Raw genomic sequence first — 22,733 nt, 5'->3', positions numbered from 1 at the left:
GAACGCACCGAGCGTCTCACCGGGTCAAATGCCGCGACGTCACTCGCACGGTCCGGACATCGCATCGACGACCGCCGTGGCATCCGCCTGGAACCGCGAGTAGTAGTCGCGGTCGGTGTTGATCTGCACCCGGTGGATCGCGTGGGAGGGCTCCATCGTCTGCCAGTCCGGGAGCCGTCCGAGGCGATCGAAGAACAGCGTCGTCGCGGTCGCCGGATCCATCCGCTGCTCCACGCTTCCCCACCACTCCTGCTGCTGGAAGAGTCCGATGCTGGTCGTCCGGGTTCCATTGGGGTTGGTGAATCCGCGCGTCTCCCAGTCGCCGTAGTCGATGTTGCGCAGGCTGCTCTCCCCCATCGCCGTCATCACCCCGAGGATCTGCCCCTCACGCGCGTAGCCGAGAACCGCGGCGGTGCGGATGATGGTCGCCGCGTTCTCGAGCTGCTCACCACTCCATCCCTCGATGCCCTCCGCAGGAAACGTCTGCGGGCGGTCGATGCAGATCGGCGCGGGATCGCGCGCGAGCCCCAGGGGGATGAGCACGAACAGACCGACGGCGACGACGACGGCGCCCCCGGAGATCAGGATGCGCTGCAGGATCTTCCGCCGGCGCAGGCGATTCGCCGCCTGCCGTCGCGCGCCGGGACCGCGGCGTTTCCTGGTCTTCTTGGTGTTCGTCGTGCTCTTCGTGCGCGTGCCTCTGGTTGCCGGCTTCTTCGTCGCCGGCCTGCGTCCGGCCCGCGATGCCGGTGCGGCGCTCATGGCGCGAGGGCTCCGCCGGCGGTTCGCGGCCGGCGACCGGCGAGGGCGGCGATGCCACCTCCGATGGCCCCGAACAGATGCCCCTGCCAGGAGATGCCGTCGGCCACACCGAAGACGCCCGCCAGCATCGAGCCGCCGTACAGCACGATCACGACGATCGCGATCACGGCGTACAGGATGCGGTGCGCCACACGGCCGGGGGCGAACACCCGCATCACGACATACCCGAAGTAGCCGAAGACCAGCCCCGACGCCCCGACCGTCAGAGTGCCGGGAGCGTTGAACACCCAGGTGCCGATGCCCCCGACGACGGCGACGATCGCGGTGACGGTCCAGAACCGTCGCGTGCCCTCGACCGCGACGAGACAGCCGAGCACCAGGAACGGGACGGAGTTCGCGATGAGATGCTGCCAGTTCGCGTGCAGGAGCGGCCCGAGCACGATGCCGCCGAGTCCGGAGACGTCCCAGGACCGCAGCCCGAATCCGGTGAACGAGCCGGGGAGGATCGCGTCGGCGAACTGCACGACCCACATCGCGACGAGCAGCAGCACCGGCGAGGCGAATCGGCCGAGCGGATGCTGCGTCTGCGGCGGCGGGGTGACGGTCACCGGACGATTGTCGCAGGTGCAGCCACGAGAGGGCTGTGCGCCCGGGGCGAGACGCCCGCACACGAACGAGACGCCCGCACAAAGAAAATGACTCTCCGCGCACCCAGCAGAGCCCGGTTACCCTTGCTGCGTTTCCGCCCTGGGGGAATTGGCCTGGATGCCGCCACGCGGAGAGCCGTCAACCATCCTAACCCGACCGGCGCGATGGTCCGAACCGCGCACGTCTCCACGTGCATCCTCAGGGGAACCTGCCAGAGCGGCGCACCCCGTGCAGGGTTACGATCGAGTCACGCGCACCGCAGCGCCGACGTGAGAGGGAACGCATGCCAGAGAACGCCCCCCTGACCCCGGTATCGATGGATGCCGAGAGGTTCGCCGCACAGACGTCTGCGATCCTCGGCTCGATCGGCCAGGTCATCGACGGCAAGCCGGACGCGGTGCGCAGCGCTCTCGTATGCCTCCTCGCCGAGGGGCACCTGCTGATCGAAGACGTTCCAGGGGTCGGCAAGACCATGCTCGCCAGGGCCCTCGCCGCGAGCGTGGATGCGACGGTGCGCCGCATCCAGTTCACGCCCGATCTGCTGCCCGGCGACGTCACGGGGGTGTCCGTCTACAACCCCGTGGATCGCGAATTCGAATTCAAGCGCGGCGCGGTGTTCGCGCACATCGTGATCGCCGACGAGATCAACCGCTCCTCCCCCAAGACGCAGTCCGCTCTGCTGGAGGCGATGGAGGAGGGGCAGGTCACCGTCGACGGCTCTACGCACCTGCTGCCCCAGCCGTTCCTGGTCGTCGCGACCCAGAACCCGCTGGAGATGGAGGGGACCTACGCCCTGCCCGAAGCGCAGCGCGATCGGTTCATGATGCGGATCTCGATGGGGTATCCGGATGCCGCCGCCGAGGCTCTCATGCTGCGCCAGCGTGATGTCGTCAGCCCCCTCGCGGCCGTGTCGCCCGTCGCCGACGCGGCGTCCATCGCCCACCTCATCGCCTGGGCGCGCTCGGTGCACGTGGCCCCCGCGCTCGAGGAGTACGCTGTCGCGCTCGCCCAAGCCACCCGCTCCGACCCGAACCTGCATCTCGGTGCGAGCCCTCGGGCCACCCTGCAGCTGGTCAGGGCCGCGAAGGTGTGGGCTGCTCTCGACGGACGCGAGTACGTGATCCCCGACGACATCACCGCGCTGCTCATCCCTGTGCTGGCGCACCGCCTGCTCCCGGCCAGGGGCGCACATCGCGCCGGCGCGCAGCCGGTCGAGGCCGCCCTCACCCAGATCGTCGAGCGGGTGCGTGTCCCCGTCGCGACGCGTTCCTGACAGACCTCATCATGCGAAGACGTCGATCCCTCACCGGCCGCGGTGCCGGAGCGCTCGTCGCCGCGCTCGGCTGCATGATCGCCGCGAACCTCCTCGGCACGCGCGTCCTGCTCTACATCGGCGTGCTGCTCGCGGCCGTCACGCTCTTCTCCCTCATCGCGGTGCGATTGCCACGACGATCCGGAACGGTCACCCGCCAGATCTCGACCGATCTGCTGACCGTGTCCGAGACGTCACGAGTGACGGTGCGGTTCTCGCTGCGAGCGATCCGGGTGCCGCGGGGGCTCTGGCACGATGTGCTCCCCGACGCGGTCTCCGGAGACTCCGGCGGTGAGTATCCCCCCGAGACCGGCCAGCTGACGTACCTCATCACCGGTGTTCGACGCGGCGTCTGGCCCCTCGGGCCGCTGATGCTGCGCACAGTCGACCCGTTCGGTCTGGCGCAGCGCGAGCAGGCATTCGGCGAGACGAGGAGCGTGACGGTCGTTCCCGAGGTGTTCGCGCTCGCCCCGCTGGCCGTGCGTGTCGGTGCCGCCGGCGGCACCGCCCACACCTCCTCCACCCGGCTCGGGCAGGGAAGCGACAACCTCTCGCCCCGCGGATACATCCCGGGCGACTCGATGCGCCGTATCCACTGGCGGGCGACCGCGCATCGCGGTCAGTTGATGGTGCGTCAGGAAGAGGAGGAGTCCAGCCCCGACGCAGTGGTCGTGCTCGACCGCAGCGGGCGCCGTTGGGACGCACCGGGCACCGACGAGGATCCCGCCTTCGAAGCAGCGGTCTCCCTGTGCGCCTCCGCGGCCGTGCACCTCGCATCGGAGGGGTACAGCGTCGACGTTCTCGACAGCGCAGGAACGCTGCTCGGCGCGCTTCGCGGGCATGAAGACGATCGCGACGGTCTGCTCGCTGCGCTCGCGACGGTCACCCCGCGCGGAGAGAGCCGTGACCTGATGGCGCTCGTCGGCGGCACCCCGCCCGGTCCGCTCGTCTACATCACGGGCCGCCTCGACGAGGAGGATGCGGCCCTGCTGCGTTCAGCAGGTGCCGCTGCACCGATGCTGTTCAGCACAGAGCTGCTCCCCGGCGCCACCGAGGCCTCCGTCCGCCATGGATGGACGGTGGCCCCGCTCGGGGACGACATCCCCGCGGCGTGGGAAGACGCCGTCTCGGCCCGGATCGGGGTCGGCGATGTTCCGCGCTGAGCAGGCCCCGCCGGCGCCGACCGTCGCCACGCGCAGGCCGGCCTTCTGGCACCGCGACCACGAGGAGCCGGCCGGCTTCGTCGGCCCCGGCGCACTCGCGGCGACGGCGGCGCTCACGGCGATGTGGCCGTTCACCTCGGTGATCGGCCCCGGGGCGTGGTCCTTCACCGTGATCGCCGTGATCGTCGCCGTGGCGGGCACCGGGATGCTGACGCGACACCTGCTGCGGCGACGAGCGGCGTGGGCGCAGGACATCGTCACCTTCGCCGTGCAGATCGTGGTCGCCATCGCCGTCGTGACGCTGCTCGTGGCCGGCGACACCGCCATCTTCGGGATCGTCCCGACATCGGCGACGCTGACGCTGTTCGGCGTGCTCGGGGCCTCCGCCGTCGAGGCCGTGGTGTTCGGATCCGCGCCGTTGGATCCCTCCCCCGGCCTCGCGGCGGTGATGGGCATCGGCTTCGCGGTCGTCGCGATCCTCCTCGACCATCTCGTCGCGCATCGTTCGGCCGTGCTGGCCGTCCTCTTGACCGGCGTCATCGGCGCCGTGCCGATGATCGTCACGCTCGGCGACACGAACGTGGCCTGGTTCCTGCTCTTCGGCGTGGTCGCCCTGCTCCTCCTCCGCTACACCGCACGCCGGCATCCGGAATCCCCGCGCCGCTCGTCGACGTCGTTGGCCGTCGCGCTCGGAGCCGCCGCGCTGGCGACGACAGTGGCCATCGCCCCGATGATGCCCGTCACCGCGAGCCTCGCCGGCAACGGGGTCGGCGTCACGGTCGACGCCTCGCTGCGTCTCGGAGACGACCTGCGCCAGCCCAATCCGGTCGAAGTCCTCACCGTTGCCGCGAAAGGCGACACGGCACCGTACCTGCGTCTGACCACGCTCTCGCGCTTCGACGGCCGCGTCTGGCAGCCAGACGACGGCGACCTGCAGGCGCAGAACGACGGATTCGGCCCCCCGGAATGGGGCGAGGACATCGCGACGGAAGAACAGAACACCTCCATCCGCGTGCTGCGGATGTCGAGTTCCTGGCTCCCGGTGCCCTATCCCGCCACCGCTGTGCAGGGACTCAGCAATGCCTGGAGGATCGCCCCCGAGAATCGCACGCTGTACTCCCGCGGCGCGGACGCCGTCGGGAACGACTACACGGTCACGTCGTCGAGATTGATCCCCACCCTCGAGCAGATCCGCGCGATCGATGCCGCCGCCCCCGTCGTCGATCCCGATGCCGAACCGGTCGAGCTCCCCGGGATCATCGGTGAGCTCGCGGAAGACGTGACCGCGGCGGCGAGCACCGACTACGACCGGCTCATCGCGCTGCAGAACTGGTTCCGCTCGCAGTTCGCCTACTCGCTGGAGACCCCGGTGGAGGAAGGCTTCGACGGCACCGGGGCGGAAGCCGTCGCGGAGTTCCTCGAGGCGCGGTCGGGATACTGCGTCCATTTCGCGGGGGCGTTCGCGTTGATGGCGGAGAGCCTGGGCATGCAGGTGCGCATCGTCGTCGGATACCTTCCCGGTTCGCTGACCGACGAGAAGCGCGGCAGCGAGTCGGTGTTCTCCGTGACCAGCGACCGGCTGCACTCCTGGCCGGAGGTGCTGTTCCCCGGTATCGGATGGGTTCCGTTCGAGCCCACCGCGTCTCTGGGTGTGCCCACCGCCTTCCGCCCCGGAGCGACTCAGGGTGGAGGTGCCGGAAGCCCGTCCGCCCCGGCCCCGACCACGGCACCGCAGGCCGAGCAGACCTCGGGTCCCGAGATCGACCGCAACGATGCCGGCGGCGACGCGGCCAGCGGCGACGACCTGCGCCGCCTCGACCCGACGCCGGTGGTCTTCACAGCCGTCGGCATCGTCGTGCTGCTCCTGCTTCCCGCACTGATCCGGCTCGTGGAACGCCGAGCGCGGCTGAACAGGGCACGTCGAGGAGATTCCGCTGCGGCATGGGCGGAACTCCGGGACACCCTGATCGACCTGCAGATCCCGGTGTCCGACGCCGACACGCCACGCACGCGCGCGGCAGGACTGGTGCGGCAGAACGGCGTGGGGGCCGAGGCGATACGACACCTCACCGATGCGGTCGAGCGCTCGAACTACGCCCGCTCCGTCGATGCATCCGACGATCTCGCAGAGCCGTTGGGCGACGTTCTCACGAGCCTGCGGCAGAGCGCCGATCGGGCCACCAGGGTGCGGGCCGTGCTGATGCCGCGTTCCCTTTACGCCCCGAGAGCCGCCGAGCCCGGTGTGACGATCTGACCCGTCAGGCGGCGTGGGAGGTGCAGGGCACAGCGCCGCACTCCTCGCACACCACGAACTGCGATCGGCACGAGAGATCGGGGCAGTTCGCGGTGCGCTTGGTCGCCGCCCCGCATCCGACGCATTCTCCGATGACCGCGGCATGGTCGGAGAAGTCCACGGAGCCCCGGCCGTCGAAGACGTAGAGCGATCCGTCCCACAGGCCGTCGTCGCCGTACTTCTCGCCGTATCGGACGATGCCGCCCTCGAGCTGGTAGACCTCACCGAACCCGCGGGCGGTCATCAGACTCGACAGCACCTCGCAGCGGATGCCGCCGGTGCAGTACGTGACCACGGGCTTGCCCTTGAGGTCGTCGTAGACGCCCGAATCGAGAAGCTCGACGAAATCCCTGGTCGTCTCGGTGTCGGGGACGACCGCGCCACGGAAGCGTCCGATCTGCGCTTCGAGCGCGTTCCGACCGTCGAAGAACACCACATCGTCGCCACGTTCGTCGATCAGACCGTGCAGTTCTTCGGGCGTCAGACGCGTGCCGCCGCCGACGACGCCGTTCTCGTCGACGCGGAGCTCACCCGGCGCACCGAACGACACGATCTCGTCGCGCACCTTGACGCTGAGCTTGGGGAAGTCGAGGCTGCGTCCCTCGGCGTCCACACCGGTCCCCTCGCTCCATTTGATGTCGGCGTCGGCGAACGGACGGTACGAGCGGAACGAGCGCAGCCATTTCTTCAGCGCGCCGATGTCTCCGCCGAGGGTGCCGTTGATGCCGTCCTTCGAGATGAGCAGACGTCCGCGCAGTCCGAGCGCCTCACCGAGGTCTCGCTGCCAGACGCGGATGGCATCGGGATCGGCAAGAGGAGTGAAGGCGTAGAAGAGGACGATCTTGGGTGTTGCCACCTAGGGATCCTACGTCGTCTCCGCGCCGACATCACGCTTCATGAAAGCCGCTCCCCCGGCGAGGAGCGCGGCGAGCACCCAGCCTGCAGTCGCCCAGAGCGCCAGGGATCTCTCGAGAAGATCGTTCGGCGGGATGCCCATGGCTGACACGTCGAATCCGAGGGCTCGGAGCATCACGAAGGGCGGGAGATAGCCGGCGCCGGAGCTCCAGAACATCGTGAGAAGCAGCGCCCCGCCCATCGACATCGACACCACGAAGAGAGCGACGAGATGAACCTGTACGACGACTCCCAGCCCCATCCCCCAGAATCCGGCGACCGCCCCGAGGGCGAGAGTCGATGCCACAGTCGCTCCATCGAGGGTCGCACCGCCCCGGGACACGTTCAGCGCGATCTGCCCGACGACGACGACGGTGAGCGCCACGATCGCCCCTCCCAGAGCGGCGGTCGGCATCCTGGCGACGAAGATCGTCCACCGGGGCAGCATCATCAGACGTTGCGCGATGACACCGTCCCGGCGGTCGATCGTGTATCGGAAGGAGCCGTAGACCGCCGCGAGCACCGCTCCGTACGTCGCGAGCACGACGGTGAAGGACTCGGCGAACACGGATCGGACGCCCGCCGGGGCCTCCGCGAGGTCGGGCGGAATACTCGTCGCCACGGCGAGCGACATCAGCAGCGCCGCTGCCACCATCCCGAGGAGGACCACGTCACCGGCGAAGCTGCGCGCCTGCGCGCGAAGCGCCCGGCCGATCACGCGGCTCCCCGACGTCCCCTGAACCAGGCGATCACGACGAGAGCTGCGGCCCAGACGAGCCCGACGCCGAGTGCGGGCGCGAACTCGAGCAGTCGCCCCTGGTAGCCGGGAACACCCAGCGCGGCGAGTGCCAATCCGGGCGAGAACTTCGCCACCTCCGGCGCCGTGCGCACGAGTGCGAGCTCCACGACCATCGGAAAGATGAGGACGATACCTGCCGTCAGGTAGTAGTTGCGGGTGATCCAGCCGACGGACACTCCGATCAGTGCACCGAGGACCGTGCCGGCCAGCGCGCCGGCATACAGCTGCCACGACTCCGGTGTGAGAGCGAGCGCCAGTCCGTTCCGGATCAGGATCACGGAGATGCCCCCTGTCCAGAGGACGAAGATGCACACCGACAGCACGACGGCGGCCAACACCGCCGCGACGAGCTTTCCCCCGAAGGCGCGACGGAAGCCGACCCCGGTGAGCGTTCTGTCCATCGAGCCGTAGTAGTACTCCCGCGTGACGGAGTACGCACCGACGAACGCCGCGGAGACGACCGACCACGCGAGCGGCTCCAGCAGGCGCGCGGTGGCCGTGCCGGGATCGACACCGGCGAACTCGAAGCGGGAACCGTCGGAGACGAGCACGAATACCGGCATGAGCAGGGCCACGAGATAGACCGGCAGGACGGAGAGTCCGCTCACTGCACGCAGCGCTTCGCTGCGGATCGCGTTCCTCATGCTGCCGCTTCTCCCACGAGATCGAAGTACTTGCTCTCGAGGGAGTCGCCGTCGTCCGTGACGAGGTCGTGCAACCGCCCCGCGAAGAGTGCACGGCGCTTGATCACGACGACCTCGTCCACGAATTGCTCGAGTTCCGCCAGCTGATGGCTGGCGACCAGCACGGTGCCGCCGCGCTCGGCGAAGCTCCGCAGGAACCGGCGTAGCCACCGGATGCCGTCGGGGTCGAGCCCGTTCGCCGGCTCGTCGAGGATGAGCGTCCGGGGTGACCCCACAAGAGCGGTCGCCAACCCGAGCCTCTGTGCCATCCCCGTCGAGAACGTCTTCACGCGACGGTCGGCATCCGCTGCGAGCCCCACCTCCTGGAGCACCTCGTCGACACGGCCCCGGGGTGCGCCGGCCGCGAGGCGGGAGATCTCCAGGTGCCTTCTCGCTGTGATGCCCAGCTCGAAGCCGAACCCGTCCATATGAACGCCCACGTGCGATGCAGGGTTGTCGAGCGCGGAGAACGGCGCACCGTCGATGACGCTGTCGCCACTGGTCGGAGTGATCAACCCCACCAGTGCCCGCAGCGTCGTCGACTTTCCCGCCCCGTTCGGGCCGAGGAGTCCGACGACCGTCCCCCGCGGCACGTCGAACGACAGTTCCTCGACGGCCGTTCGGCGCCCGTACCTCTTCGTGAGTCCTCGGACTTCAATCGCGTGGTCGCTCATTCTCTTCCTCTTCTTCTCTCTCGCCCTGAAGCGCTGTCAGCGGCAGCATCACGCCTCTCGCCCAGAGCGCCTGCCACAGGTCCGTCTCACCGAGCTCGACCCGCGCCTGCCCCGTCGGGGGCAGGCCGTCGCTCTTCCCGGCGACGAGCACCTCGGCGACGACCACCGCAGGTATCGCCACCCCATCCGCGGTCACGGGAAACAGCGCGTCGAGTGGCACCGTCGTCGGCGTCGGAGGCAGCGGCCTGACTGTGCCCTCTCCCACCGGCACGTTCGCGACGATGCCACTGCTCATCAACACGACCGGGGCGCCCGCCGGCACCTCCGCCTCGGTGTCGGCGCCTGCGCCTGCTCCTGCTCCTGCTCCTGCTCCTGCGCGAAGGAGCATCACCCGGCCCCCGTCTACGGAGAAGCCGAGCGTGTCGGTGACGGGTACGCGGATGAGGGCTCCGGCGGTCACGATGCTCGCGACCACCACCGCCCCGACGCACACGAACCGGAGCCGGGAGACACCCGAGCGGAGGACTCGCCGCAGGGCTTTCGCCAGCAGAGCCACACCGACGAGGACGACGACGGCTTCCAACGCGACCACCAGCAGGCCGAGGACCGGTCCTCCTCCGGCGAGCGCTTGAGCGGTGCGTGCGACGGCGAACACGACCATCACGACCGGGGCGGCAAGACTGGCGAGGCCGAACGGAACGCTCCACGCGGTGTCCAGGGCTCTGCCGATCCGCCGACCGCCGAACAGGAATCGGGTGAGGAAGTTCGAGGCGTCGCGGATGGCGCGTCCCCGGAGGTTCGGCTCGTCGAGCGCGCTCATGAGTGCGATGTACCCGTCGAACCGCACGAACGGGATCAGGTTGACAATGACGACGGCGATGCAGGAGAGAGCGAGCAGCAGCATCGCCCTGTCGGTCTCCGGCTGCGGAAGCGCGAGAGCGGCGAGGAGCGCGACGGCGGCGATGACCGCATGCACTGCGGGGCCGGCCAACGCGATCGCCACGCGTTGCGATCTCTTCGGGAGGCGCCAGCCGTCGGTCACGTCCACGAAGAACGCGGGGGTGAGGTAGAAGAGCATGAAGCCGGCACGACGGGGGCTCCCGCCGAAGCGGGCGAGGGTGAGTCCATGGGCGGCCTCATGGAGCAGCGTCGCGAGCGAGAGCACCGCGATCAGGATCAGCAGGCCGGTCAAGGGCATCGGCGTGGTCAGGACGCTCAGCAGGTCCCGCGCCTGAACGATGGCGGCCACGAGCCCTCCGCCGAGCAGCACCACCACCGATGCCAGGACCACCCGAGCCGGCAGTCGGACGATCACATGGTCCACGCGCCGGAAGAGGGCGGGAGCACGGAGCGTCGCGATCTGCAGGGTGAATGGCGGGCGGTAGGTCAGCCGCCCGGGCGGGAGGATCGCGTCGCCTCTCAGGAGTCCACTGGCGCGGAAGCGCTCGGCGAGGTCGAGGAAGTCCTCCAGCGATTCGGATGCGGCGAAGCGCAGGTGCAGGTCGCGGAGCGCGGTCTCGCCGTTCATCGCCGAGAGCAGGTCGGCGACCGACCGGGACACCCTCGACGACGGCACTCCGTGGATCGTCGCTATCCATGCCCTGTCGTCGGCCCCTTCCTCGAAAGCGACACCGGAGGCGAGGCTCGGGCATGCATCGGCAGAGAGCCGAACCCTCGCGCGGGAGCCGCGTCGACGCGGGGAGTCAGCCGGTGGCATCGTCGTCCACCGTTCCCGAGGATCCCGCCCACGACGTCGTGAGCAGGAGGATCTCCACCCCGCGGTCGGTGCGGACGGGCGACACGGCAGGTGCCGCGAAGCCCGCGTCGACGAGCTCCCCGGCGAGGACGTCATGGCCGAGCACCTGTAGGCGGCTCGTGAGCACCGTCGCTTCGAGGCCGGCCGCGATGTCGGCGACGCGCACCCAGTTGACCACTCGCGCCGCTCCGCCGTCTTCCATCTGCTGCGCGAAGAGGTAGGTCTCTTCGCCCTGCGGACCGGGGACGCCGATCTCCTGCGTTCTCGACACCGCCAGGCTCTGCGCCGCCGCGCCTCCCGCGACGGTGAAGGCGAACACGCCTCCGGTGGCGAGGTGACGACGCACACTTCCGTACAGGAGCGAGCGGCCCACACGATCGAGCAACGTGATGGATGTGGCACCGATGATCACGAGACCGTATCGCCGCCCCAGGGAGAAGTCGCGCATGTCCGCCACGACGCACTCCACCGTCGATCGCGCAGGAAGCGCTCGACGCAGGTGGGAGAGCATGTCGTCGGAGAGATCGATCGCGGTGACCTCTCTTCCCGTTCTCACCAGCGGAACCGTCAACCTCCCGCCGCCCGCGGCGATGTCGAGGATGGGGTCGTCGGTCTTCCTCGCGAGCGCCAGCACCTCTCGAATCTCTGCACGGTCGGTACCGACCAATCGCTCATAGAAGTCGGTGCCCTCCCCGGAGTACAGATCCAGCTCCCGGGGAACCGCGCCCGCGGTCTCGAGCCGCGCCGATACTGCTTCGGTGATCAAACCGGACATTCACACATCGCCTCTCAACGGGAGCGGTGGGGTGCGGACGGGCATGCTCCACCCGCACCCCGGGGATTAGGTTGCGATCGCTGCCGCGCCGCCGATGATGGCAATGATGTAGCTGGCGTGCTCCCACCATTCCAACGGTGCGTCGATCTGTTCGAGTTCCGTGAACTCCAGAGACGTCATCTGCAATCTGCACCTCCTTCTCGAGCTGTCGGTCGCCGCCCTATGTCAGGGCGAGAATTCCGATGATGACTCCCACGGCGAATCCTCGGATGTAGTCGTCGGTGTCGTTCAGGGCTTCCATGGCCTCGAGTTCCGTGAACTCGAGCGTCGGCGTTGCGGTGTGCATCTTCACCTCCCTTCCGTGTCGCTGCGCGTGCCAGGGATCAGGTCGCCGCGGCTGCGCCGATCCCGATGAGGACCAACGCCCCTATCGCGCCCTGATAGAAGCTCTCCCAACTGGGGGCCTCCATCGTTTCCAGCTCCTGGAACCGGATACTGCTCTCGACTTTCTCGCCCATCTAATTCACCTCCTTCGCAACAGACATCGGAGGTCGGCGATCAGGGCCGACCAGCTCAGAACTCCACCGGGAGTCGTGGAGCACGTCACGGAAGTCGTCTGCGAGGAGGCCCGGCAGCATCGGGTGGCGTCTTCCCCACGCCCTCTCTGTGGCGACGGAGATGCGATCGATGTCATCCGAGCTCGGTCTCGGAGCACGCTCGATTCCCCACCGTTCGATCAGGGCCTCGATGCCCGTCGGCGGGTCCAGCGGTAACGCCATCCCGCCCACGACGTTCACCCAGAAGTCCTGGAGACTCTCCCGGTCTCCCCAGCGCACGTCCCCTGCACAGACCCGCCGCCAGACCGCCGCGATGACCGCCGCCGTGGCGACGATCTTGCGGATCCTCAGCATGAAAGCGATCTCGTTCGCCGCATACCAGTGGCGCGCACTGTAGGGGTCCGGCCCCCGCAGCGCCGCGCTGCGCTGGGTCGCCGCGCTCAGTCGAGCGAGACGCATCCTTCCCCCGCGTGAGTCCGGGTCACGGGTGGCGGAATCGAGGACGGCTCTCCCGAGCGCGACGGCGTCTCGGTTCTGCCGCGCGCTCCTCCGCGAGCTCGTCGAGGCGCCCGCTACCCGGAGGAAGGCTTCCAATGCTCCCTCCCGGACGGCGGCGTGCGTCAGCGAAGCCAGATTGCCCGGATCGATGATCGCGTGGCGAGGCCTCAGGGCAAGACCGACGATGAGCCGGTATCCGCTGTCGTTCCTGAGCACTCCGACGCTGTTGGTCTCCGACGAGGTGCCGAGCGTCGTCGGCACGGCGATGATGTCGACGGGTGGCAATGCGTGGGGAAGGAGAGTCAGCGCCGACCTCGACGCATGCCCGATGGCGAAGTCGAACACCCGCCCCCGAGCGAGAGCGAGCGCGGCGATCTTGCTGGCGTCGAGAACGGTTCCGCCGCCGACCGCGACGATGACGCTCGGCGATCGACGCACGATCTGTCGGGCCAGTTCGACGACTGCAGCGACGTCGACCGACGACGCATCGATCTGGATCGTCGTGGTCCGGCGCCCGGACGGGAGGGCAACCGGTACCGCCGAATCCACGATCATGAGGCTCTCTCGGTCGGCCGTGAGGTGCTTCGTCAACCGGCCGGTGGCCCCTTCCCCCTGCCACAGGGTGGGAAGTCGACCGAACTCCGCGGTCATCCCTGCACTCCCCGAGCCAGGCCTGCACGTATGGCCACGTCCACGGCGAGAAGCTCCTCCGCAGTGAATCCGTAGGCCGGGATCAACTCGATGGAGCTGGGGCCCGGTTGCACCAGGACGCCGTTGTCCGCGATCGCGGAGACGACGCGAAGGATGTCGGGCCCAGAGAGCGGGCTCTCGTCCGCGTGGCGGAGCCCGAGTCCCATGAAGCACCCGCGTCCGGTGATCTCCGCGACCACACCGTCCGCCTCCCACTCGGCCGCGAGGCGAAGCAGGTCGATGCCCAGTGCCTGAGCGGTCGACTCCACATCGATGCGGCGCAGTTCCTCGATCACGGCGAGGATCGCCGCCGCACAAGCCGGCGTCCCCGCCTGGGTCTCGCCATGTACGAACGTCCACCCGCCCCGCACGAACTCCGAGGCGACCCGTTCCCCCACCAGGAGCGCCGCCGCACCCATCGCCCCGTTGGTCAGCGCCTTCGAGAGGATGAGGATGTCCGGTGCCGCAGCCCACCTGTCGGTGGCGAACATCGTCCCGGTGCGGCCGAAGCCCGTCGCGACCTCATCGGCGACGATCAGGAAGCCGTACTCCTCGCGCAGTGCGAGCAGACGCTGGACGAACGCCTCAGACAGCGCGTAGGCACCGCTGCCCAGCACGGGTTCGACGACGACCGATGCCACGCGCGCCCCCTCCCGCTGCAGCAGCCGTTCGAGCTCCTCGCCGTCGTCGCTGTGGGATACATGCCGCACCGACCGGCGGTCGACGGCGTAGACGGATTGGAGGAGGTCGTCCCCACTCAGGGCGTGACTGCCGTATGCCGTGCCGTGATAGCTGCCTTTCAGGCCCACGATCAACGAGCGGGACGCGAGCCCCTTCTGCGCCCAGTACTGCCTGCCCAGCTTCATCGCCGCGTCGTTCGCCGCCCCTCCCGAGGTCGAGAAGATGACGCGGCGGTAGCGGACGGGGTCCGCGAGCTCGATCAGCGCTTCGGCCGCGCGCTGCGCGTACTCATGGGGCGCGCGGAACAGCGAGAGATAGGAGGCATCGTGATTCGCCCTGTTGACGGCCTCGACGACCGTCGGGTTGCCGAACCCGAGAGGGACGTTCCAGAGACCGCTCGTCGCGCAGAGACGTGTGGATCCGTCAGCGAACTCGATCCGGTTCCCGGCAGCGCCGACGGCGACGCGCTCCGGTGCGAAGGTCGAGTCCGCGGGGAGCATCGAGGTCCACAGCGCGTGCGGCGATGTCATCCTTCGGCCCCGTTCGTCCCGTCAGCGGATCCGGTACGCCGGCCCGTGTGGACGTTGAGAGCGGTGCGGGCTTGCAGGCACAGGTCACGCGCGTCCGGTGACGATGTGCCCCGCAGCCGGGCCACGCGCTCGGTGGCGATCTCGATCGTGCTCGACGTCTGTATCACCGCGATGACCCGGGCCGTCGATGGCGTGAGCAGCTGGCGGCGCAGGGTCCCGGTGTCTGCGAGCATGAAACCGGCGGCGGTCTCGAGCAGAAACGGATCCGCAGTCAACGGTTCGGCATCCGAGAGGTCGTCGTCGATCGGGAACCAGCCGAATCCCGAGACCCGGGCGGCGCCGTTCTCTGCGCGGAGCATCTTCATGAGGTCCGTCGCCTTGAGGTAGCGTCCGATCCACTCCCGGCTCGCGAGGTCGGCGGCGAACCCATCGCCCGCCGCGACCTCTCCCAGTGCCGCGGCCCGGGGCAGCGGGATCGCAAGAACGGACGGCAGGTCGTCGACGGTGCCGATGATCCGCCCCTGCACGCCGATGCCGACGCTGCCGTCCGCACCCACCCGCAGCGCCTTCGGAGTCTTCATCTCCCTCGGGCAGTCCAGGGCGTCGCGGTCCGCGAGCAGCACCCGTGGGTCGATCAACGCCGAGGGAAAGACCCCGGTTCGGCGAGCGAGCTCGGCATCCTCGAGGAAGGCCTGCCCGCTGGATGCGTCGAAGAAGCGCACCACGGTGGGACCGACGATCTGGACGAACGCAGCAGCGACATAGTCCTGGAGTTCGACGCCGTGTTCGCCGAGGAACAGCTCGTCACCCGCTTCTCGCAGTGCGCCTCGGTAGCGCACCACGCTGCCGAGACCGTCGTACATCCCACTCTCCACCGGCAGGAGGACCACGTCGTCGCCGCGCGCCACCTTCGCGACATCGGCTGCCGGAGCCCCGCTCTCGAGGAGGAACACTCGCGAGTGTTCCTCCCCCTGCCCGGTGATCCATGCGCGGAGTGCCCGCGCTCCGCTGACTTCCCCTGTTTCCATCCGCTCACCGTCGTGCATCACAGTCCCGCCTGCCCGCCCGCGGCGGGATCGAGGCCGACCACCGCCAATCGGCATCGGACCTCCTGCACCAGGGAGGCGACGCTGCTCGTCCCCCTGCCGAGCTCGGCCGCCAGCAATCCGACCGCCGCGGACTCGTCCGCCGTCGCGATCAGGCATTCCGCCGCGCGTGCGCTGTCGATGCCGAGCCGGATCCCGCGCCGGCTCACGGGATCGATCAGCATCCACTCCTCGCCGTCGCCCGTCAGCAGGTACGGGACGCGTGGTGAGACGACTCCCGGAAGCGCGGCGAGTTCGTCGAGAGCCCGCACGAGGTGTCCGCCGAAGCCGGAGATGGCGGGGCGATTCGGAACTCCCTCCCATCGACGCAGCAGGTCGATCGCGCCGATGTACCGTGCGAACCACGGCCGGTCGTCGAGATCGGCCTCCAGCATCCCGCGGTCGACGACGCGCGCGAACGCCCGCCCTCGGCCGGCGCCTTCTCCTGCGCGGGCCTCGATGTCTGCCCGCCCGTCGCCCACCTCGCCGAGCAGGAGCCCGTCGGGCCCGTCCCTGTACTCGCCTTCCGCGGTGACGTGCACGCGGGGCAGGGCCTCTCCCTCGCGGCCGGAGCCGAGGAATGACGGCAGGGAGTCGAGCAGAACCGTGCTGCTGAGCAGCGGATCGATGAAGATCCCGGAGTCCTTCGCCGTATCGGCATCGCTCAGGAACGCGGCCACGCCCGCGGCGTTGCACTGCCGGAAGAGAGTGGGCCCGACGATCGGAAGGAAGGGAGCCGCCACGTACTCGCGGAGTTCGAACGTCTGCCCGCCGTCGAACATGATCCGATCGCCGGGCTCGCGCAGAGCACCGTCGTAGGGGATCACCCGGGAGCCGCTGCTCATGACGACACCGCCCGCGGGAGCGAACACGATGTCGTCGAGGCGGGTCTGGCTCAGCACCGCACCGACGTGGTCACCCGCCTCGACGAAGAACACGGCGCCCGTGACGAGGTTCCGTCTTCCGCTGACGCACTGTTCGAAAGCCGTCGTGGTGCGGTGGCGGTCTCTCGCCGTCATGATCGAGCTCGCGTCCATGCTCCCCCTCTGGACGCCGCACCCCCAGCGAATGCGATACGTCCTCACATGAGGCTATACAGGTGACGTGTGACGTGCAATATTTCACATCGGTGGACGTTCAGGTCGCGGACCCCAGAGGCCTGTCACGTCGTCGTCCTCGCATCGGATAGGATGGACAGGTTGTTCCCTGGTGACGTGTCCGAGCGGCCGAAGGAGCACGCTTGGAAAGCGTGTGTTGTGCAAGCAACCGCGGGTTCGAATCCCGCCGTCACCGCCAAAAGTGAAAGAGCCTCCGCGCCAGCGGGGGCTCTTTCACTTTTTATCGAGCACCGGGGATTCGGGGAGGAGCGAGCGCAGCGAGCACCGGAGTCCCGCCGTCACCGCCAAAAGTGAAAGAGCCTCCGCGTCAGCGGGGGCTCTTTCGCTTCGCCCACGCGATCGTTCGGCGTTCAGTCGTCGAAGCGCACGCCGTAGATCTGTCCGCCGGGCTCGGCCGGGAGACGCGTCATCCCGAGCCGTTCGTAGAAGGCGGCGGCTCCGGTGTTGTTCGGATCGATGCCCAGGTGCAGCCCGCGCACTCCGCGTCGGGTCAGCTCGGCGAACAGCGTTTCGATGAGCTGGCGACCGAGCCCCTGACCCTGGGTCTCGGGAAGCAGGTCGATGTGCAGATGGGCCGGGTGATCCGCGACGTTCGGCTCGATGCCGGCGGCGCGGCTGTAGCCGTAGTCGATCATCCGATCCTCCCGCGTGACCACCTCCGCCGGCCGGGGGTGGCGACCCTCGAGCGTCGGCCACCACTCCTCGCGGAACCAGGCGTAGAAGGCGTCGGTGTCGTCGGTCGCGACGATGTAGCCGATCGTGCGCTCGTCATCGCTCTCGACCACCCAGGCGAGGTCGGGATGACGCTCGGCATAGGGGACGGCGAAGAGGTCGCCCCACAGCGAGTCGTCGGAGAGGACGCCGGTCGCATCCGCCCCGGCGTCGGCCGTCTTCACGCAGATCTCATACAGTGCGGCACGATCGGTGGGGCGGTACGGACGGATGTGAGACACGACGACTCCTCTGGGGACGGGTCTTCTCAGCCTATCGGCGCCTCGACCGCCGACTTCTTCTGCTGCACCCACGGGAGCAACCAGGCGGCGAGCACCAGCACCACGCCGGCGCCGACCAGGGCGCCGCCGAGGGTGTCGCTGGCCCAGTGCACCGAGAGGAAGGTGCGCGAGAGCGCCATCGCGAGCACCCACGCCGCGCCGACGATCGCGACCCAGACGCGCGGGAACAGCACCCAGAGCACGAGGGCGATCGTCGCGGCGTTCGCCGTGTGCCCGGAGGGGAACGAGCCGTAGTCGCTCACCACGAGCATGTCGTCGGGCCGCGCCCGCCCGAAGAGCTGCTTGAGCAGTTGCACGCCGGCGGCACTGGCGGCGAAGCAGAGTGCCGCGAACAGCGCGCCACGCCAGCGCCGTGCGAGCACGAGCGCCAGGATCGCCAGCAGCGGCACCCCGAGGATCGCTACCCAGCCGCCGCCGATCCAGTTCAGAACGAGGGCGAAGTCGACCATCCAGTCCGCGCGGACCCCGGCGATCGTCTCGTTCCACCAGTGGTCGAATCCCGGAGTCTGCGGGTAGGCGAACACGACCACGGCGCCCAGGACCGTTGCGAGCGCGAGGAGGCCCACTCCCCACCACAGCAGCATGCGCCTGTTCATCGTCCTATTCTGTCGGACGACACCTGAAGACTCAGGGAGCGAGCATCCCGACGGTGCGCGGGCGCACGACGAACCACAGCGACAGGATGCCGATCGCGGCACAGCCGACCATGACGGACGCCATGGTGGTCGCGGTGATCCCGGCGTCGTGCGAGAGCCAGCCGACGACGGGCGAGATGAGCCCGGCGACGCCGAAGTTCGTCGCGCCGATGATGGATGCCGCGGTTCCCGCGGCCTTCCCGTGGCGGTCGAGCGCCAGCACCTGCACGTTCGGGAACGTGAAGCCACAAGCAGTCATGAAGACGAACAGCGGGATCACCGTGCCCCACAGGCCGAGGCCGAGCTGGTCGGTGACGATGATCGCCACGCCGGCGAGCAGCAACACTGCGGTCGAGTAGGCCATGACCCACTGCGGTCCGAAGCGTGCGGCCAAGCGGGAGGCGGTCTGCACGCCGACGACCACGCCGAGCGAGTTCACGGCGAAGAGCAGACCGTACTGCTGCGCGTCGAGCCCGTGGGTCACCTGGAACAGGAACGGCGATGCCGACAGGTACGAGAACAGACCGGAGAAGGTCATCCCGCCGATGACGAGCACGCCGAGGAACACCCGGTCCGAGAGCACGGAGCGATATCGCTGCAGCATGGTGGCGCCACCGTGACCCTGGCGCCGGGCGACGGGCAGCGTCTCCGGGATGAACAGGATCGTCGACAGCAGCATGACCACGCCGTAGGCCGCGAGCACGCCGAAGATCCCGCGCCACGGCATGAGCGTGAGCAGCCACGAGCCGATCAGGGGCGCGATGACCGGTGCCACGCCCGAGACCAGAGCGAGGCGGGAGAGCATGACGACCAGTCGACGCCCGCCGAACAGGTCGCGCACGATCGCCATGGCCACCACGCCGCCGGCCGCGGCACCCACTCCCATCAGCACGCGGGCGACGCTGAGCAGCCCGAGGTCCGGTGCGAAGGCCGCCCCGACGCTCGCGAGCACGTGCAGCGCGGTGACGGCGATCAGCGGCACGCGACGACCGACCTTGTCACTGAGCGGTCCGACCACGAGCTGGCCGAGCGCGAACCCGATCATGGTTCCGGTCAGGGTCAGCTGAATCGCGGCGGCCGTGGTCTGGAAGTCCTGCTCCAGCACCGGGAACGCCGGGAGGTAAAGGTCGATCGTGAAGGGGCCGAGGGCGGTGAGCGCGCCGAGCAGGATGATGTACAGCGTGCGGCGGCCCAGGGAGATGGCATCGCCCGGGTGCAGCATGATCGGCGCGGTGGCAGGGTTCGCGCCGAGGGTGCGGATCGCGCCGGTCGCGGTGGGGATGCGGATGCTCCCCGTCGCGGTGCGCTCGGGCTGCGGGATCTGCGATTCGTCGGCGGCGGAATCCCCCGCCTTCACGACGGGGAGGGAATCAGTGCGGGGAGCGTCGGACACGACGTCCTTCCAGAGTTCAGGGGGTGCAAGGGTCGAATCGATTCGACCGGGGAAGCCCCCATGTTACCGCCGCCACGGCCTCGTCCGCCCGCCCACGCGCAGAGCAGAGACGCACCCCCGCGGATGCGAAGGTGCGTCTCTCACGGCCCGGTGCGACGTCAGCGCGAGATGCGGTCGAGTCCCTGCTCGAGGTCGGCGATCAGGTCGCCCGCGTCTTCGATCCCGACGGAGAGGCGCACGATGTTCTCCGGGACCGCGAGCTCGGTGCCGCGCACGGAGGCGTGCGTCATGTCCGGCGGGTATCCGATGAGCGACTCGACGCCACCGAGCGACTCGGCGAGCTGGAACACCGAGGTGCTCTCGACGAAGGCCCGTGCCGCGTCGGCGCCGGCGGCGAGACCGAGCGACAGCATCCCGCCGAAACCGCTCATCTGCTTCGCGGCGATCTCGTGGCCGGGATGCGAGGCCAGTCCCGGGAAGTAGACCTGCGCGAACTCCGGCCGATCCTGCGCCCACTCGGCGATGGCCTGCGCGTTCTCGGAGTGCTGCCGCATCCGCAGCGCCAGGGTCTTGATGCCGCGGGTCGTCAGCCAGGCGTCCAGCGGAGCGGAGACCGCTCCGACCGCGAACTGCTGGAACTTGACCTGATCGAAGAACCGATCATCGCCGAACACGACCGCGCCGCCGAGCACATCCGAGTGCCCACCCAGGTACTTGGTCGTGGAGTGCACCACCAGGTCGGCGCCGAGCGCGAGCGGCTGCTGCAGCGCCGGCGAGGCGAAGGTGTTGTCCACGACCACGATCAGGCCGGCCGCGTGCGCGATCTCGGCGATCAGAGCGATGTCGACGATCTTCAGGAGCGGATTGCTGGGCGTCTCCAGCCACACGATCTTCGTCTCGGGACGGATCGCCGCGCGGAGCGCATCCACGTCGGAGAGCTCGACCGTCGTGGTCTCGATCCCCCACGGTGCGAGGACCCGGGTGAGCAGCCGGTAGGTGCCGCCGTACACGTCGTTGCCGAGCAGGATGTGGTCGCCGGGCTTGAGGATGCCACGCAGCAGCGCATCCTCCGCGGCGAGTCCCGACGCGAACGAGAGCGCGCTCGCGCCCCCTTCGAGGGCCGCGAGCTGGGTCTCGAGCGAGGACCGCGTGGGGTTGCCCGCACGGTTGTACTCGTAGCCCGCACGCAGGCCGCCGACGCTGTCCTGCACATGCGTCGAGGACTGGTAGATCGGCGGGATGATCGCTCCCGTGACGGGGTCGGGCGCTTGTCCTGCGTGGATGGCTCGGGTGGCGAAGGCGTGATCGGACATGCCTCTCAGCCTACGTCCGCCCCTGCGGGGAGGGCCTCCCGGTTACACCCCGGGTCGGCCGACCTCCCGGCGCCCCTCAGCGCGACAGATACGCCAGCAGGTCCTGACGGGTGAGCACGGTGTGCGGCTTGCCGTCTTCGGTCACCAGCAGCGCGTCGGCATCGGCGAGCGCGGCCTTGGCCTGTGCGACGGAGGTGTGGATGCCGACGAGCGGGAGCCTCTCCCCCACGTGCGCGCCCACGGCATCGGTCGCGTTCGCCTCACCGCGGAACAGCAGGTCGAGCAGCCCCTTCTCATCGACCGTGCCGACCACCTCGCCCATCATGACCGGCGGTTCGGCGCTGAGCACGACCAGCTGCGAGACGTCGTACTCGGTCATCATGCCGATGGCCTCGAGCACGGTGTCGGTCGGGTGGGCGTGCACCAGGTCGGGGATGCCGGTGCCCTGCCGCGACGGACGAGCCGCGAGCACGTCGGCGACGGTCTCCCCGTCCTCCAGCTCGCTGAACCCGTAGGAGCGCATCCATCCGTCGTTGAAGATCTTGCCCAGGTAGCCGCGTCCGCCGTCGGGCAGCAGCACGACCATCACGGCGTCCGCCGGCAGGTCACGCGCGACGCGCAGCGCACCGACGACGGCCATGCCACTCGATCCCCCGACGAGGATGCCCTCCTCGCGGGCGAGGCGCCGGGTCATCGCGAACGCCTCCGCATCGCCGACAGCGACGATCTCGTGCGGCACCGTGGGATCGTATGCACCGGGCCAGATGTCCTCGCCCACGCCCTCGACGAGGTACGGACGGCCGGTGCCGCCGCTGTATACGCTGCCCTCGGGGTCGACGCCGACGATCCGTACTCGACCATCCGAGACCTCCCGCAGGTACCGCCCCGTCCCCGTGATCGTGCCACCCGTGCCCACGCCCGCCACGAAATGCGTGACCTCGCCGTCGGTGTCGCGCCAGATCTCGGGACCCGTGGTCTCGTAGTGACTGCGCGGACCGTTCGGGTTCTCGTACTGGTTCGGCTTGAACGCTCCAGGGATCTCGCGTGTCAACCGGTCGCTCACGCTGTAGTACGACTCCGGGCTGTCGGGGGCGACCGAAGTGGGGGTCACCACGACCTCCGCGCCGTAGGCACGGAGCACGTCGATCTTGTCTTCGCCGACCTTGTCCGGCAGCACGAACACGCACTTGTAGCCCCGTTGCTGGGCGACGAGCGCCAGGCCGACCCCGGTGTTGCCACTGGTGGGCTCGACGATCGTGCCGCCGGGTTTCAGCGCACCCGTCGCCTCGGCCGCGTCGATGATCCGCGCGGCGATGCGATCCTTCGAGGAACCGCCGGGGTTCAGGTACTCGAGCTTCACGAGCACCGTGCACGCGACGCCCTCGGTGACGTGCTGCAGCTTCACGAGGGGCGTGTCGCCGACGAGATCGACGATCGAGTCTGCGTACTTCATGCCTTCAG

The 22,733-nt window shown here is 69.1% G+C and carries 23 protein-coding genes, 1 tRNA gene and 1 other RNA gene; 4 read left to right on the top strand and 21 right to left on the bottom strand.

Annotation, left to right across the window (positions count from 1 at the left end; translation table 11 throughout):
* Nucleotides 1-39 precede the first annotated feature (39 nt).
* The 3 genes from ACLFA2_RS13380 to ffs form a co-directional block, all read right to left on the bottom strand.
* Entirely contained in the window at nt 40-762 is a 723-nt protein-coding gene (locus tag ACLFA2_RS13380; protein WP_426621451.1) for a hypothetical protein, read from the bottom strand.
* Nucleotides 759-1,370: a rhomboid family intramembrane serine protease gene (locus ACLFA2_RS13375; RefSeq protein WP_426621450.1), complete on the bottom strand. Its 612-nt coding sequence runs from the start codon at nt 1,368-1,370 to the stop codon at nt 759-761. The genes ACLFA2_RS13380 and ACLFA2_RS13375 overlap by 4 nt, the downstream gene beginning before the upstream one ends.
* Nucleotides 1,371-1,453: 83 nt before the next feature.
* Nucleotides 1,454-1,550, bottom strand: an RNA gene (ffs, locus tag ACLFA2_RS13370) — signal recognition particle sRNA small type.
* Between the two features lie 143 nt (nt 1,551-1,693).
* Between ffs and ACLFA2_RS13365 the strand changes: the two genes are divergently transcribed.
* Genes ACLFA2_RS13365 through ACLFA2_RS13355 form a run of 3 tightly spaced genes read left to right on the top strand, consistent with a single transcriptional unit; the run spans nt 1,694 to nt 6,139 of the window.
* Nucleotides 1,694-2,683, top strand: a complete 990-nt coding sequence (locus tag ACLFA2_RS13365; RefSeq protein ID WP_021199148.1) for an AAA family ATPase — start codon at nt 1,694-1,696, stop codon at nt 2,681-2,683.
* Between the two features lie 11 nt (nt 2,684-2,694).
* Nucleotides 2,695-3,885, top strand: coding sequence for a DUF58 domain-containing protein (locus ACLFA2_RS13360; protein WP_021199149.1), 1,191 nt, complete (start codon nt 2,695-2,697; stop codon nt 3,883-3,885).
* Entirely contained in the window at nt 3,872-6,139 is a 2,268-nt protein-coding gene (locus ACLFA2_RS13355) for a transglutaminaseTgpA domain-containing protein (protein ID WP_426621449.1), read from the top strand. Before ACLFA2_RS13360 ends, ACLFA2_RS13355 begins: the two co-directional genes overlap by 14 nt.
* A gap of 4 nt (nt 6,140-6,143) precedes the next feature.
* On the opposite strand, the gene ACLFA2_RS13350 is transcribed toward ACLFA2_RS13355, so the two are convergent.
* The 13 genes from ACLFA2_RS13350 to mpaB (ACLFA2_RS13290) form a co-directional block, all read right to left on the bottom strand.
* Nucleotides 6,144-7,034, bottom strand: coding sequence for a rhodanese-related sulfurtransferase (locus tag ACLFA2_RS13350; RefSeq protein ID WP_021199151.1), 891 nt, complete (start codon nt 7,032-7,034; stop codon nt 6,144-6,146).
* 9 nt (nt 7,035-7,043) lie between these two features.
* Nucleotides 7,044-7,790 (bottom strand): hypothetical protein, encoded by a 747-nt coding sequence (locus ACLFA2_RS13345; RefSeq protein ID WP_426621448.1) that lies wholly within the window; start codon nt 7,788-7,790, stop codon nt 7,044-7,046.
* Nucleotides 7,787-8,515, bottom strand: a complete 729-nt coding sequence (locus ACLFA2_RS13340; RefSeq protein ID WP_426621447.1) for an ABC transporter permease — start codon at nt 8,513-8,515, stop codon at nt 7,787-7,789. Before ACLFA2_RS13340 ends, ACLFA2_RS13345 begins: the two co-directional genes overlap by 4 nt.
* A complete protein-coding gene (locus ACLFA2_RS13335; RefSeq protein WP_021199154.1) occupies nt 8,512-9,228 on the bottom strand; it encodes an ATP-binding cassette domain-containing protein in 717 nt (238 codons plus the stop codon). The genes ACLFA2_RS13340 and ACLFA2_RS13335 overlap by 4 nt, the downstream gene beginning before the upstream one ends.
* Nucleotides 9,209-10,945 (bottom strand): daptide biosynthesis intramembrane metalloprotease, encoded by a 1,737-nt coding sequence (gene mpaP, locus ACLFA2_RS13330; protein WP_426621446.1) that lies wholly within the window; start codon nt 10,943-10,945, stop codon nt 9,209-9,211. Before mpaP ends, ACLFA2_RS13335 begins: the two co-directional genes overlap by 20 nt.
* Nucleotides 10,932-11,759 (bottom strand): daptide-type RiPP biosynthesis methyltransferase, encoded by an 828-nt coding sequence (gene mpaM / locus ACLFA2_RS13325; RefSeq protein WP_426621445.1) that lies wholly within the window; start codon nt 11,757-11,759, stop codon nt 10,932-10,934. Before mpaM ends, mpaP begins: the two co-directional genes overlap by 14 nt.
* Before the next feature lie 66 nt (nt 11,760-11,825).
* Nucleotides 11,826-11,939: an MpaA3 family daptide-type RiPP gene (gene mpaA3, locus ACLFA2_RS13320; protein ID WP_021199157.1), complete on the bottom strand. Its 114-nt coding sequence runs from the start codon at nt 11,937-11,939 to the stop codon at nt 11,826-11,828.
* A gap of 40 nt (nt 11,940-11,979) precedes the next feature.
* Nucleotides 11,980-12,105 (bottom strand): MpaA2 family daptide-type RiPP, encoded by a 126-nt coding sequence (mpaA2, locus tag ACLFA2_RS13315; RefSeq protein ID WP_269320225.1) that lies wholly within the window; start codon nt 12,103-12,105, stop codon nt 11,980-11,982.
* A 37-nt stretch (nt 12,106-12,142) separates the two neighbouring features.
* Complete coding sequence (mpaA1, locus tag ACLFA2_RS13310) at nt 12,143-12,277, bottom strand: MpaA1 family daptide-type RiPP (RefSeq protein WP_021199159.1); 135 nt, start codon at nt 12,275-12,277, stop codon at nt 12,143-12,145.
* Nucleotides 12,278-13,465, bottom strand: coding sequence for a daptide-type RiPP biosynthesis dehydogenase (gene mpaC / locus ACLFA2_RS13305; protein ID WP_426621444.1), 1,188 nt, complete (start codon nt 13,463-13,465; stop codon nt 12,278-12,280). It abuts the gene before it with no gap.
* Nucleotides 13,462-14,715, bottom strand: coding sequence for a daptide-type RiPP biosynthesis aminotransferase (gene mpaD / locus ACLFA2_RS13300; protein ID WP_426621443.1), 1,254 nt, complete (start codon nt 14,713-14,715; stop codon nt 13,462-13,464). The genes mpaC and mpaD overlap by 4 nt, the downstream gene beginning before the upstream one ends.
* Nucleotides 14,712-15,761 (bottom strand): daptide biosynthesis RiPP recognition protein, encoded by a 1,050-nt coding sequence (gene mpaB / locus ACLFA2_RS13295; protein WP_426622474.1) that lies wholly within the window; start codon nt 15,759-15,761, stop codon nt 14,712-14,714. The genes mpaD and mpaB (ACLFA2_RS13295) overlap by 4 nt, the downstream gene beginning before the upstream one ends.
* Entirely contained in the window at nt 15,761-16,837 is a 1,077-nt protein-coding gene (gene mpaB / locus ACLFA2_RS13290; protein WP_036271504.1) for a daptide biosynthesis RiPP recognition protein, read from the bottom strand. The genes mpaB (ACLFA2_RS13295) and mpaB (ACLFA2_RS13290) overlap by 1 nt, the downstream gene beginning before the upstream one ends.
* A gap of 171 nt (nt 16,838-17,008) precedes the next feature.
* Between mpaB (ACLFA2_RS13290) and ACLFA2_RS13285 the strand changes: the two genes are divergently transcribed.
* Nucleotides 17,009-17,096 (top strand) — tRNA-Ser (locus ACLFA2_RS13285).
* A gap of 172 nt (nt 17,097-17,268) precedes the next feature.
* Here the strand turns inward: ACLFA2_RS13285 and ACLFA2_RS13280 are convergent.
* From ACLFA2_RS13280 to ACLFA2_RS13260, 5 genes are all read right to left on the bottom strand, one after another.
* Complete coding sequence (locus ACLFA2_RS13280; protein WP_426621442.1) at nt 17,269-17,871, bottom strand: N-acetyltransferase family protein; 603 nt, start codon at nt 17,869-17,871, stop codon at nt 17,269-17,271.
* Between the two features lie 26 nt (nt 17,872-17,897).
* The gene (locus tag ACLFA2_RS13275) at nt 17,898-18,527 is read right to left on the bottom strand and encodes a phosphatase PAP2 family protein (RefSeq protein WP_029258737.1); all 630 of its coding nucleotides are present in this window, start codon (nt 18,525-18,527) and stop codon (nt 17,898-17,900) included.
* 31 nt (nt 18,528-18,558) lie between these two features.
* Complete coding sequence (locus tag ACLFA2_RS13270) at nt 18,559-19,959, bottom strand: multidrug effflux MFS transporter (RefSeq protein ID WP_021199166.1); 1,401 nt, start codon at nt 19,957-19,959, stop codon at nt 18,559-18,561.
* Between the two features lie 158 nt (nt 19,960-20,117).
* Nucleotides 20,118-21,272, bottom strand: coding sequence for a cystathionine gamma-synthase (locus tag ACLFA2_RS13265; RefSeq protein ID WP_029267308.1), 1,155 nt, complete (start codon nt 21,270-21,272; stop codon nt 20,118-20,120).
* 76 nt (nt 21,273-21,348) lie between these two features.
* Complete coding sequence (locus tag ACLFA2_RS13260) at nt 21,349-22,725, bottom strand: cystathionine beta-synthase (protein ID WP_426621441.1); 1,377 nt, start codon at nt 22,723-22,725, stop codon at nt 21,349-21,351.
* Nucleotides 22,726-22,733 lie beyond the last annotated feature (8 nt).

The organism is Microbacterium sp. As-52 (assembly GCF_049949185.1).
Taxonomy (GTDB): Bacteria; Actinomycetota; Actinomycetes; order Actinomycetales; family Microbacteriaceae; genus Microbacterium; species Microbacterium maritypicum_A.
This window is presented reverse-complemented; position numbering and strand designations above follow the sequence as displayed.